This window comes from uncultured Nitrosomonas sp. (assembly GCF_902826915.1).
In the GTDB taxonomy this organism is placed as follows: domain Bacteria; phylum Pseudomonadota; class Gammaproteobacteria; order Burkholderiales; family Nitrosomonadaceae; genus Nitrosomonas.
The window spans coordinates 1-10,938 of sequence record NZ_CADEGP010000083.1 but is presented as its reverse complement, the minus strand read 5'-3'; the positions used below and the strand labels follow the sequence as shown (position 1 = coordinate 10,938).

The 10,938-nt window shown below is 40.4% G+C and carries 16 protein-coding genes; 13 read left to right on the top strand and 3 right to left on the bottom strand.

The features are described 5' to 3' along the window. Positions 1 to 41 precede the first annotated feature (41 nt). Positions 42 to 206 carry a PAS domain S-box protein gene (locus QZV86_RS13845; RefSeq protein WP_366925703.1) on the bottom strand — a complete coding sequence of 55 codons (165 nt, stop codon included), beginning with the start codon at positions 204 to 206 and terminating at the stop codon, positions 42 to 44. 431 nt (positions 207 to 637) lie between these two features. Further along, complete coding sequence (locus QZV86_RS12230; protein WP_295628558.1) at positions 638 to 934, bottom strand: hypothetical protein; 297 nt, start codon at positions 932 to 934, stop codon at positions 638 to 640. A gap of 287 nt (positions 935 to 1,221) precedes the next feature. On the opposite strand from QZV86_RS12230, the gene QZV86_RS12225 reads away from it, so the two are divergent. The 13 genes from QZV86_RS12225 (at position 1,222) to QZV86_RS12165 (ending at position 9,914) form a co-directional block, all read left to right on the top strand. Then, positions 1,222 to 1,422, top strand: a complete 201-nt coding sequence (locus QZV86_RS12225) for a CsbD family protein (RefSeq protein ID WP_292921253.1) — start codon at positions 1,222 to 1,224, stop codon at positions 1,420 to 1,422. Positions 1,423 to 1,944: 522 nt separating this feature from the next. Further along, entirely contained in the window at positions 1,945 to 2,112 is a 168-nt protein-coding gene (locus tag QZV86_RS12220; protein WP_295628553.1) for a DUF1328 domain-containing protein, read from the top strand. 122 nt (positions 2,113 to 2,234) lie between these two features. Then, positions 2,235 to 2,432, top strand: coding sequence for a CsbD family protein (locus tag QZV86_RS12215; protein WP_292921251.1), 198 nt, complete (start codon positions 2,235 to 2,237; stop codon positions 2,430 to 2,432). A gap of 31 nt (positions 2,433 to 2,463) precedes the next feature. Then, positions 2,464 to 2,766 carry a hypothetical protein gene (locus tag QZV86_RS12210; RefSeq protein ID WP_295628549.1) on the top strand — a complete coding sequence of 101 codons (303 nt, stop codon included), beginning with the start codon at positions 2,464 to 2,466 and terminating at the stop codon, positions 2,764 to 2,766. 123 nt (positions 2,767 to 2,889) lie between these two features. Beyond that, entirely contained in the window at positions 2,890 to 3,177 is a 288-nt protein-coding gene (locus tag QZV86_RS12205) for a coiled coil domain-containing protein (protein ID WP_295628547.1), read from the top strand. A gap of 87 nt (positions 3,178 to 3,264) precedes the next feature. Further along, positions 3,265 to 3,453, top strand: a complete 189-nt coding sequence (locus QZV86_RS12200) for a lipoprotein (protein WP_295628544.1) — start codon at positions 3,265 to 3,267, stop codon at positions 3,451 to 3,453. Positions 3,454 to 3,539: 86 nt separating this feature from the next. Further along, positions 3,540 to 4,016 (top strand): DUF4112 domain-containing protein, encoded by a 477-nt coding sequence (locus QZV86_RS12195; RefSeq protein WP_295628541.1) that lies wholly within the window; start codon positions 3,540 to 3,542, stop codon positions 4,014 to 4,016. 162 nt (positions 4,017 to 4,178) lie between these two features. After that, the gene (locus QZV86_RS12190) at positions 4,179 to 4,922 is read left to right on the top strand and encodes a TerC family protein (protein WP_295628539.1); all 744 of its coding nucleotides are present in this window, start codon (positions 4,179 to 4,181) and stop codon (positions 4,920 to 4,922) included. Between the two features lie 191 nt (positions 4,923 to 5,113). Further along, positions 5,114 to 6,313 (top strand): catalase family protein, encoded by a 1,200-nt coding sequence (locus tag QZV86_RS12185; RefSeq protein ID WP_295628537.1) that lies wholly within the window; start codon positions 5,114 to 5,116, stop codon positions 6,311 to 6,313. A gap of 121 nt (positions 6,314 to 6,434) precedes the next feature. Next, positions 6,435 to 7,523 (top strand): AI-2E family transporter, encoded by a 1,089-nt coding sequence (locus QZV86_RS12180; RefSeq protein ID WP_295628534.1) that lies wholly within the window; start codon positions 6,435 to 6,437, stop codon positions 7,521 to 7,523. Positions 7,524 to 8,066: 543 nt separating this feature from the next. Beyond that, positions 8,067 to 8,354, top strand: a complete 288-nt coding sequence (locus QZV86_RS12175) for a DUF883 domain-containing protein (RefSeq protein ID WP_295628531.1) — start codon at positions 8,067 to 8,069, stop codon at positions 8,352 to 8,354. Positions 8,355 to 8,373: 19 nt separating this feature from the next. Then, entirely contained in the window at positions 8,374 to 8,862 is a 489-nt protein-coding gene (locus tag QZV86_RS12170; RefSeq protein ID WP_295628528.1) for a phage holin family protein, read from the top strand. Positions 8,863 to 9,170: 308 nt separating this feature from the next. Continuing rightward, entirely contained in the window at positions 9,171 to 9,914 is a 744-nt protein-coding gene (locus QZV86_RS12165) for a Crp/Fnr family transcriptional regulator (protein WP_295628527.1), read from the top strand. 64 nt (positions 9,915 to 9,978) lie between these two features. Here the strand turns inward: QZV86_RS12165 and QZV86_RS12160 are convergent, their stop codons facing one another. Further along, positions 9,979 to 10,668, bottom strand: a complete 690-nt coding sequence (locus QZV86_RS12160) for an MEDS domain-containing protein (RefSeq protein WP_295628524.1) — start codon at positions 10,666 to 10,668, stop codon at positions 9,979 to 9,981. Positions 10,669 to 10,938: the final 270 nt, after the last annotated feature.

Here is a 10,938-nt window from a genome sequence, read left to right as displayed (position 1 = left end):
CCCAAAACCGCTCGATTAGCCCTTGGTGTGCGGTGAATTAATCAGTGTTTCCTTAATTCCTTGAGACTGTAGCCGTAACGTTTTGCTGCAGTCCGATTCGCAACGAGAATCCAGCCTTTCGTATCAATGCTAAAAATAGCATCAAGGCTTGTGTTGAAAATTGTTCGGAAATTTATATCAGCAAATCCTGATGTGCTTCTTTTCATTTGAACCTTCTCGAACACTTTAGAACGACATGTTATAACTCTACCAGCTTTTCTATCAGCTGTAATTTGCGCATGCAATCCCCAATGTATTTGGCTAGCATTTTAAATCAGCAATAAGAGTGTTTGTTGTCAATAAAAGGAGAGGATCATTTTTGGAGAGCGTAATTTTTTTGGTGTTGGTGTTGGTGTGTGGAAGGATTTCTTGATGTAAAGCAATGGCATTTATACGGGCAGTGTATGAAGCCTTGCCGTCGATGCTGATGGTAGGAAACGTAAGAAAATGCAAATTAAAGATGCGTCTTAATTAGATTCATGGGGGCTGCGGTTCGTGAGTACTGATATCATTTCATGAATACAAAAGATGCTCAACGACAGCGAGGACGTTGAGCATCTTTATAATATAGAAGTCACTTGTTTTGCTTTAGTTTTGACTAATAAGCACCTTTTCTAGTACCTTCTTCATCTGGCTTTGCTGAGGTAGCTTCACGTGCGCCATCCTCGCGCGGCCCCCCTGATGTAACATCCCGTTTTTCGGAAGCGTTTTGATGTTCTTTATTGCCATCACCTTTCTTGCTGGATGAGGGATTGGGTTGTACTTGCTTAGGTGAATTCTGTTTATCATCAATTTTATTTTGAGTTTGAGAATAATCAGCAAATACGTGCATGCTTGTTAATAAAAATGCCGCACTAATAATAAGCGCCAGTGTTGATTTTTTTCCTTGAATCATAATATTGCTCCTTTCTGATTAATAGGATTTTTATAGTGCGTCAAATTCTTTTTTCCGTCTGTGCGCCACCTCACAAACAGGCATAATTTATGCCAGAGTAAAATTTATACGTTGGTATTTTCTAAAAAGCCACATTGCTTAGTTAGATTCTAAGTGTGAAATGATTAAATGTTGGCTATCGTACATACAGATTCTTGTTCAACAGATAATTTAAAAAATGATGATGAGGAAAATAGCTCATTGTTCTGATCATCACGTAAATTAAAACTTATTAAGGAGAATTAATTATGAACTGGGATCAAATCAAAGGAAATTGGACACAAGTTAAAGGTAAGGCGCAACAACAATGGGGTAAATTGACTAATGATGACCTGGACGTTATCGAAGGCAGACGTGAGGAATTTGTAGGTAAAGTCCAAGAAAGATATGGAATTGCAAAAGAGGAGGCTGAAAAACAAGTTGATGATTTTTGTAAAAAATGTGACTAACTGAGTTAGTTATGTACCGACCCGATTACAGAGTTTAAGGTTTTATTAGCTTGTAATCGGGAAAATTAAATTCACGGGTAATGTTACCTCCTCAGCTATCAGGGCTCCGTATTAACAGCAATATCTTCTCGCAACCAAATCAAGCAAATCTGTTGGCTTAGAGATCTTCCAGTACTTCGCAAGCCTTTTCTTTAATTGGATATTTATTTCCGATATTTCGCCTCGTTTTCTCAGAGCTGCTTTCAGTGTGATCATTTTTCTCATCATCATTTTTGTTTGTAGTTTGCTTCGAATGACAATGAATCGAAGCTGTCTCTGAGTCGATCAGAGAGTTTTGTATAACTAGGCGCTTTGTGTGTGATCGCACATACCAGCGAAAATTCCTGCTGTAGTATGACCTTTGTAACGCTTCAAGTGCGTGACACAATCGGTGCAGAAGCACTAATACTTCTGAACATACATTTCCAGGTTGAAGTGCTGAGTTAATGTACTAATCTGGAACCCTAAAAAAGGAGAAATCTTATGATAAATTTGGCGATTACTTTCTTAGTCATAGCAATAATTGCAGCCCTACTAGGCATTACCGGTGTCGCAGGCATAGCTATGGAAATGGCGTGGATTTTATTTGTTATCGGCGTTATTTTAGCAATTGTATTCTGGGTGCTAGGTCGACGTCCGCCGCCTGTATGACTCTGAAATTGTGATAAATCAGTGGATAGAAATGTAATTTTCTATAAGCAATTAAAAGTATTAATTTTGCAAGTGTATTTAGCACAAGTTAGAAACATAATTTCAATAAAAGGAGTTTTACTATGAATTGGGACCAAGTCAAAGGAAACTGGGCACAAGTTAAAGGCAAAGCGCAGCAGCAATGGGGCGAGTTAACTAATGATGACCTGGATATTATCGAAGGAAAACGTGAAGAGCTGGTTGGCAGAATTCAGGAAAGATACGGCATTGCCAAAGAAGAAGCAGAAAAGCAAGTTGATGATTTTTGCAAAAAAAATTGAAATAAGTATTCTTATAAGATGGAGATTTGAAATGAATAATTTAATCAAAACAATTTTGGCTTTAAGTGCTTTTCTATTAATTATTGCTTCACCCCAAGGTTATTCGCAAAGTGCGGTTCAAAGAATGGATGATGCAGAAACGCGGGCTGACCGATTGGAAGATAAAGCTGATCAGATAAGAGAAGCCGATGAGGATGCAAAAGAAGAAATGGAAGAGTTGCGCGACAATCAAGCCGACAGAATGGAGGATCGCGCGGATCAGCTTAGAGAGTCGTCCGAAGATCAAGCCGATAGAATCGAAGATCGTGCAGATAAAATCAGGGACGGTTATTAATTATATAGTTGCAATGTAACTAGCCCGGACTTAAACTCGAATCTAAATTGATAGCTATCAATTTAGATTCGAGCCGAACCCAACGCGGGTTTAGTATAAAACAAACAAAATAGGGGGGTAGTCATGAGCATGAAAGAGGCTTACGAAAAGAAACTACAAGCGCAGCTGGATGAATGTGCTGCAGAGATCGATAAACTCAAGGCAAAGGCAGCTAAAGCAGAAGCTGATGCGCAAATTGAATATTACAAACAAATCGAAGAGCTGAAATCCAAGCAAGCGACCGTGAATGGGAAACTTTCTGAACTCAAGGATGCCAGTGAGGATGCCTGGGAAGATCTCAAGGCTGGTGCTGAGAGTGCGTGGGATTCTCTAAGCGGCGCGCTAAAATCGGCCGCTTCCAGATTTAAGTGATATTTTTGCAGAAGTCTCTGGAAACGATTTTCACATTAACCTGTTTTTAAAATAATAAGTAATTTGACTTTATATGAGGTGCATTACATGAATAAAATAATTTTATCAGCTTTTCTGATTGTGGCGTCCTTAATGCTTGCAGGCTGTGAACAAAAAGGCCCTGCCGAGCAAGCAGGTGAGAAAATAGACCGAGGCGTGGAAAATACCAAAGATACAGTGAGTGATGCTATTGAGGATGCTGGTGATAAGATTGAAGATGCCACTGATCGTTATTAACAATAAATAATAGCTCCATGTTGATTCAAATTTATCACAGGAAATTTTATCGCTTACTATTTTTCTTGTTTTAACTATAAGATTATATGAATAAAATTGAAATTGAACAATCAAAAGATAAGCTGAATCGACTAGCCTGGCTATTAGACAGCACTTTCCGCATTCCAGGAACACAAATACGATTTGGTCTTGATGGACTCATTGGATTGGTTCCCGGAATCGGGGATGCTGCAGGGGCGGTAATTTCCAGTCATATTCTGACACAAGCCGCTCAAATGGGTGTTCCCAAGTCAATTCTTCTGAAAATGGCTTTTAATATAGGATTGGATGCAATTTTAGGAATAATTCCTGTTTTAGGAGATGTCTCGGATTTCATGTGGAAAGCCAATCAGCGTAATGTTGAACTGCTTAATGATTATCTCGATCAACCAGAAAAAACAGTAACGCACAGTCGTTTTTTTGTTGCAATAATGGGGCTTGTGGTATTTAGCGGGGTGGTTTTTATCAGTATATTAGGTTTTCTTTTGATACGCTGGCTTTGGTTGTCAGTCGAAGGAAATTGATAGATAAAAAAATTTCCACTCTCATTGATCTTGTTTGCCGCTGTCTAAAATTGCTTCTGATGCTTCAGAAATCTGAGATAAATGCAGGTATGATTAACTGCTAAACCATTAGCAATCCATTTTGTAACCTCATGACCCATAAAAGAAGAAACAGGAGACCTTGTGTTTGAATGGCTGACAAGCCCTGAAGCTTGGATCGCGTTAGGTACACTAACCGCGTTGGAAATTGTTCTGGGAATCGACAATATTATCTTTATTTCCATTCTTGTTGGACGGCTTCCTGAGAAGCAACGAGCTTTTGCCAGAAGAATGGGGCTTGGCCTCGCCATGATAGCACGCTTAGCATTGCTATTTTCAATTTCCTGGGTTATGGGATTAACCGAACCATGGGTCACGGTGTTTGCTTATGCGATTTCAGGGCGTGACGTGATTCTGGTCGGGGGCGGCTTATTTCTAATTGCTAAAGCGACACATGAGATCCACAATAGTCTGGAAGGAGTGGAGGAGCAGGGACCTAATGTGGTAGTTTCCAGCATAGGGATGGTTTTGCTTCAAATTGCAATTTTGGATATTGTGTTTTCACTGGACTCAGTCATTACGGCAGTGGGATTAGTTGATGAAGTTTCTCTCATGGCGATTGCCATCATTTTGGCAGTAATGGTGATGCTGGTGGCGGCGAAAACGATTGGCGATTTTGTAGATGAGCATCCTACGGTCAAGATACTGGCGCTTTCTTTTCTTATTTTGGTGGGTGTTACACTTATGGTGGAAGGGTTTGGCGTGCATGTGCCGAAGGGTTACATTTATTTTGCGATGGCTTTCTCCGTTACAGTAGAAATGCTCAATCTTCGCATGCGAAAAAAACGAGCCGAGCCGATCAAACTTTACAAAAAGATTTCTGAGTAGCAGGTAGATTAGCGCGGTGATTCATTGCTATTTGCTATTTGTGTGACATCGCACATACCACATAACTGATTCCTGTAATACTTTAGCCAGTCAAAAATTCTTTTGCTTCATGTCTGAATAGTGCTAGGTGATTGCAGGCCAATAAATCGTAGTTAGTTCGAGCAACCATTCTATTCTTATATGAGGCTGCTATGCGTTCATTGTCTTTCCGCTCAATCTTTCTAAATCTTGCGGTATTTCTATCATCTCTAATGTTTCTTGCTGCTTGCAATGCCCCATCGGAAAGTTTAGTGGCGGAGACAGCGCTTACCAGCAATCAATTGGCGCCAGGCAGTGATATCGAATATGACGCAGAGCTTGGTGAGTCGCTCTGGCCAGATGAGCAAGCTGCAACGCTGGCTATTAAGGAGAGTATTGAGCAAACGATCAGGTCGCGTTATTCAAACAATCTTCCCGCGCTTCGTCATGTCCATTCCAAAGCGCACGGCTGTGTGCTGGCGGATTTTAGAGTTAATGGAACGCTTCAGGACGAACATCAGCACGGTGTCTTCCGGGCCGGCGCACATTATAAGGCCTGGATTCGTTTTTCAAATAGCGACAGCGATCCATCACGTGAAGACAAAGAAGGTGATGGGCGAGGTATGTCAATAAAATTGATGGGAATTCCCGGAGAAAAACTTCTGTCGGATGAGAGCAGCACACAAGATTTCTTAATGATTACTCATCCTGTATTTTTCATCAATGATCCGCAAAAATATTTAAGCCTCATTCAGTCGCTCAGCAGCTCAAATCTTTTGCGTCAATTGTCTGCGCCTCTCTCACTTGGCATTGAGGGATCAATCATCGCAGTAAAGATCAACAGTAAAAAGATTGCCAATCCACTCTATACGCGTTACTGGTCGGCGGTGCCTTATCAACTTGGCTCAGGATCAAACCGCCGTGCAATGAAATTTTCAGCTAGGCCTTGTAGTCAGGTGGGCAACATTCCCGATGAAGCGCAGTTTCAAGATCCTAATTATCTGCGCACGGCAATGAAGCAACATCTCAGCACCAATGATGCTTGTTTTGAATTTTTGATTCAGACGCGAGATATCGGTTCAGTAGAGGAGGATAAGCTTAGTGTCGAGATGGCCACAAGTGAGTGGGAGGAAAGCATGGCACCTTTTTTTCAGGTTGCAACTATTACGATTCCCCGACAAAATTTCGATAAGCCGGGGCAGCATAAATTCTGCGAAAATATTTCGTATACGCCTTGGCATACTGTACCTGAGCATCGCCCACTCGGTGGAGTCAATCGAATCCGGAAGGTCGTTTATACGTCTATTGCTAATCTTAGGCACAACATGAACGGCGTCAGATCTATCGAACCAACAGGCAATGAGAGTTTTTAAAATCAGGAACTATTGCAGTTGATGAAGAATTCGTTTGTACTTCTTAATGCTATGGTTTCATTGTGAGTCGGAGATTGCAGTGGCAAATAGTAATATGGGGGTAAGCCAAGGAGAGTCTAGGATGAGTACAAAGGAATATGTTTTGCAATTTGCCCGGTTAGCTGTAATTGCTATTCTGCTCATTGGTTGTTACCAGATTCTCCATCCGTTTATTCCCGCTATCGTGTTCGCAATGGTGGTATGTATATCGACTTGGCCGATTTATCTGCGGCTGCGCGAAGCATTGAGGGGGAATACTACGCTGGCATCACTATTGATGATAGCGGGGATGATAATGCTCGTGATCATTCCATCAACATTGCTTACTTTTAGTTTGGCAGAGAATGTTACGGCCATAATTGACGCGGTCAAAGTGTTCATGCAACAAGGTTCGATTGAGCCTCCTGCATGGCTTAAAGACACTCCCTTCATTGGTGAGCAACTCATCCGGTATTGGCAAGGACTCATGTCTGGAGGGAAAGAAGTCGGTATATTGCTTACAGGATCACTTGAGCCGATTAAGAATTTTCTCCTTAATCTGGGTAATGTAATTGGCAAGAGCTTGCTGCAAATGGTTTTTGCCGCGTTTATTGGGTTTTTTTTCTATCGAGATGGCGAGGTGCTGGTGCAAATGTTGCATAACGGTGTCTCGAAACTGCTGGATGGCAATCTTGGCGCAGAGCCGTTAGAACAAATTCACAATACCGTTACGGGAGTTGTGTATGGTATTTTTGGTTCAGCTTTAGCACAGGCTATTGCGGCCATGATCGGATTTCTCATCGCTGGCTTATCAGGTTCGAGTGCATTTCTGCTCGGTGCTGCCACTTTCTTTCTATCAGTAATTCCCATGGGACCATCCTTGATATGGGGCGGTGTCGGTATTTGGTTTCTCTACGATGGATCTTACGGGTGGGCGATTTTCATGGTGTTATGGGGTGTTTTGGTGATCAGTAGCATTGACAACTTTGTCAGACCTTATCTCATCAGCCGCGGAAGCAATCTGTCTTTTTTATTGGTAGTCTTAGGCGCATCGGGCGGTATCATAGCTTATGGTTTTATCGGTATTTTCATTGGCCCGCCCATCCTGGCCATAGGGATTACTCTCGTGCGGCTATGGACGTCGCAACCAACATCTCCAATTAAAAACACTTCAGCAAATCATCAACACTAATGTTTTTTGTTGATATACCCTATTGATTTTTAATCTTGTCTATATTATTCAAGCGGCAGCGCAATGCAAAAATTTTTTAACAATTTATTAGAGAATGAGATATTTCTCTATCGTCATTTCTATGATTATAATGAGCAATAAACTATTTTTCCCATTATTTATCTTTTTGTGCGGTACCGTACATACCGCTAAAAATTCATGCGATAGCATGACGTCGCGGTTGCGTGTTATGTTGGCAACCGATTAGGTTAACAAAACAATTTTCTCAAATTAGAAGGAGACTCAAATGGGTAAATATTTTCTAGCATGGTTGCTTGGGGTACCAGTGAGCGTATTGGCAATTATTTATTTGTTCAATATGTAAGTTGTTAAATATTTCTATAACCTTTAGTGTATCGAGAGGTAAAATGAGACTGTTATAGTTAAATATTGCTTGAAGTATTTTTTTAAAGCATTTTAATTAAATAATAGGCTAAGAGTAGGTTCAATTTATTGTTATTTGATTATTAATTGTCGAACTTAAGTTCAAACGGAGGTAAAAGCGTGGCAGCAGCAGATGAATTTAGTAAAGAAATGGATCAAATAAAAAAAGATTTTGCTAGTCTACGGAATGATATTGGATCGATCATGACTTCAGTGAAGGATCTGGCAGAAAAACAAGGCCAGAACGTTTCTGATTTAGCACATGATGCGGAGAAGGCTGTTAAAAATCAGGCTAAAGAGACAGGAGAGAATGTGGAGAAGTATATCGAAGAACGACCACTAACCAGTGCGCTTATTGCGTTTGGCAGTGGTTTTGTAATCGGTATGTTATTGAGTAATAGACGTTAAAACCTTTATCTGGATTTAGATGCTGCCAAAATTGCTTGCAGAGATCGTTGCTGCTGAAACGGCTAAACTGTGGAAAGGTTCAGTCAATTTGGCGGTGATGTTGTCTCTGATGGGGTTGGCCGTGATGGCAATAATCGTTGGCATGATTTTTGTGCTTACTGGTTTGTATTTGTCTTTAGCAGAAACAATTCCGCCCTGGCAAGCAGGGATGATTGTTGGCGGCGGAGTGGCGTTCATTGCCGGAATGTTATTAATCGTTATTGCGCGACAAGGCAATGATGCGCCGATTAAAGGTATTGACAACGCATCAGACCAGGCCTCTGGTGACTCTGCTGGTCAGCTGGGGTCTGTAATAGGTAATATTGTTGGCAAGTCTAATATTAAACCTAGCGACATTGTGCTGACGGTTTTGATCTCTGGAATAGTGCTCGGTGCTAGTCCGAGTTTACGGCAACAGATACTAACTACTTTGTCAGAAATGGTTAAATCTAATGATAAAGAACATTGATGTTAAGTTTCTTTGTATCACGAATCGTACATTTACTATTTTTCCAATAGCTAATGGCTTCTTCCTTTGGTTTGCCTGAGTCTTGACATATTTCTAAATTGCTAAATTTGCTCCTTATCCTTTGGTCATCCCAATAGATATAAGCTTATGTTACTATCAGTAGAGTTTTAAGCCGTGCTTAACAAAGTGTTGATTCATAACTGATCACAATTATTAATATTGAATAATATGAGGAATTGGCAATTGCTATGATTTTGATTAAATTGTTTTAAAATAATCGACATTTTCTATTTAGGCTATTAAAGATCATGCTGACAATAACTGCAACTGATTATAAAGAGAATAGTATTCTTGGTGCGTTGACAGCGGCTGAGATCGAGAGTTTAGTTCCTCATCTGGAGCTTGTAACATTGTTACACTCTGAGGTTGTCTTCGAAGATAATGATAAATTGCGATACGCTTATTTTCCTGTTTCAAGTACGGTGTCTTTGCTATGTTGTCTGGAAGATGGTTCGTGTGTAGAAGTAGCAATGGTAGGCAAAGAAGGAATATTAGGAATTTCGGTTGTGATGGGTAATGATAAAACGTTAACTCAAGCGATAACCAAAATAGAAGGTCAAGCTTATCGAATCTCTATAAGAGCGTTACAAAACGCTATGGTACGTAGTGAAGGCCGTCGCACCGGAACATTAAAGAAATTGCTATTACGTTATGCCCAAACGCTTTTTGTGCAAATCTCACAGGCTACCGCATGTAATCGACGGCACGCCTTAGAACAGCAGTTGTGTACTTGGCTGCTTTCCTGTTTTGACCGTTGTGATTCAAGTAATTTGTCAATCACCCACGAGTTAATTGCTTATATTTTGGGTGTTCGTCGTGAGAGCATTACTGTCATAGCAAAGAAATTGCAGCGGGATGGGATGATAGAATATAGTCGCGGGCAGATAGAGCTTAAGGATAGAGGGAAACTTGAAGTCAATGCGTGCGAATGTTACAGTGTCGTGAAGAATGAGTCTTCTCGCTGGATAATTGATACTAGTAGAGCCGCCTGAGCAACTTTATATTTTATTAAGCGCGCTTATAGTCATGGCATGTGAACGGCACAAGTAGTTGGTGTTATGCAGGTGGCATGCGAAGTACTGTATCGTCATTAGCAGTTAATTTCTCGACTAATTGCTTCCACGCAAGTTCAAAAGAATCCAGTACTGCCGTACTTCCAGAAGGTAAAAATGAATCAGGGTTTTTTAAAGGTATGTGATGTGTGTGGCATCTACAGATGCGCTTCAGAGCCTCTTCATAAGCATCAGGATCAATATGATTTAGCGAGTAGGTGCAAAGCATTGAAAATTCAAATTTTTTGAATAAGCCATTCCATAAATCCTCGAGCTGCATAGCCATATCGTGTGAATCGTTTTGCCAAAGAATGTCAACCATTTCACCAAAGATACGAAGTTTGCCATATTTTAATTTTATGGTTCTCATGGGACTCGCAACAAATTTTTCGAAGGCTTCCGCATCAATTTCACCATCAAACGATATGCTTGACAGTAGAAATTCTGCATCAAGAAATTTAATTTGGCCTTGATCTTGTAAAGACTGTGTATCAAAATCAAACGCACCCATACAATCAATTAAGGATTTTCTCAGTCTGGATCGTGCGATAACTGTAACCGCTTCACCATTACGTAAACCTTCAGCAACGTAATGCGCAACCGCTTCAAGTTTGACCTCGCGATCTCGACACACTTTAACTAGGTGACTGCCAGCAAGGGGATTTGTTAACACCCCGAATCCAGGTTCAATCATAACGCACCTTGAATTTAGACAATTATTAGAATATTTACATAATTCAGAGAGAAGGACTATGGTTTCTCAAAAAAACTGCCAAATTTTGGCTCCATTTTCCCTTCTAAAATTTCAATATAATTATAATACATTTTATTGAAATATCTATCTGCAATTAACTTCCGGATTGCCAAGAGAAATTGATCTTCCCATTTAAACGACTCCATACTTTAATTAGGCTCTGTAGCAATCAATTGTTGAATTGAGAGTCAAATGTGTATCGGAATGCAA

Bases quoted from the DNA above. Each gene is read 5' to 3' on its own strand.
- QZV86_RS13845 (WP_366925703.1), bottom strand. From the start codon at position 206: ATGAAAAGAAGCACATCAGGATTTGCTGATATAAATTTCCGAACAATT.
- QZV86_RS12230 (WP_295628558.1), bottom strand. From the start codon at position 934: ATGATTCAAGGAAAAAAATCAACACTGGCGCTTATTATTAGTGCGGCA.
- QZV86_RS12225 (WP_292921253.1), top strand. From the start codon at position 1,222: ATGAACTGGGATCAAATCAAAGGAAATTGGACACAAGTTAAAGGTAAG.
- QZV86_RS12220 (WP_295628553.1), top strand. From the start codon at position 1,945: ATGATAAATTTGGCGATTACTTTCTTAGTCATAGCAATAATTGCAGCC.
- QZV86_RS12215 (WP_292921251.1), top strand. From the start codon at position 2,235: ATGAATTGGGACCAAGTCAAAGGAAACTGGGCACAAGTTAAAGGCAAA.
- QZV86_RS12210 (WP_295628549.1), top strand. From the start codon at position 2,464: ATGAATAATTTAATCAAAACAATTTTGGCTTTAAGTGCTTTTCTATTA.
- QZV86_RS12205 (WP_295628547.1), top strand. From the start codon at position 2,890: ATGAGCATGAAAGAGGCTTACGAAAAGAAACTACAAGCGCAGCTGGAT.
- QZV86_RS12200 (WP_295628544.1), top strand. From the start codon at position 3,265: ATGAATAAAATAATTTTATCAGCTTTTCTGATTGTGGCGTCCTTAATG.
- QZV86_RS12195 (WP_295628541.1), top strand. From the start codon at position 3,540: ATGAATAAAATTGAAATTGAACAATCAAAAGATAAGCTGAATCGACTA.
- QZV86_RS12185 (WP_295628537.1), top strand. From the start codon at position 5,114: ATGCGTTCATTGTCTTTCCGCTCAATCTTTCTAAATCTTGCGGTATTT.
- QZV86_RS12180 (WP_295628534.1), top strand. From the start codon at position 6,435: ATGAGTACAAAGGAATATGTTTTGCAATTTGCCCGGTTAGCTGTAATT.
- QZV86_RS12170 (WP_295628528.1), top strand. From the start codon at position 8,374: ATGCTGCCAAAATTGCTTGCAGAGATCGTTGCTGCTGAAACGGCTAAA.
- QZV86_RS12165 (WP_295628527.1), top strand. From the start codon at position 9,171: ATGCTGACAATAACTGCAACTGATTATAAAGAGAATAGTATTCTTGGT.
- QZV86_RS12160 (WP_295628524.1), bottom strand. From the start codon at position 10,668: ATGATTGAACCTGGATTCGGGGTGTTAACAAATCCCCTTGCTGGCAGT.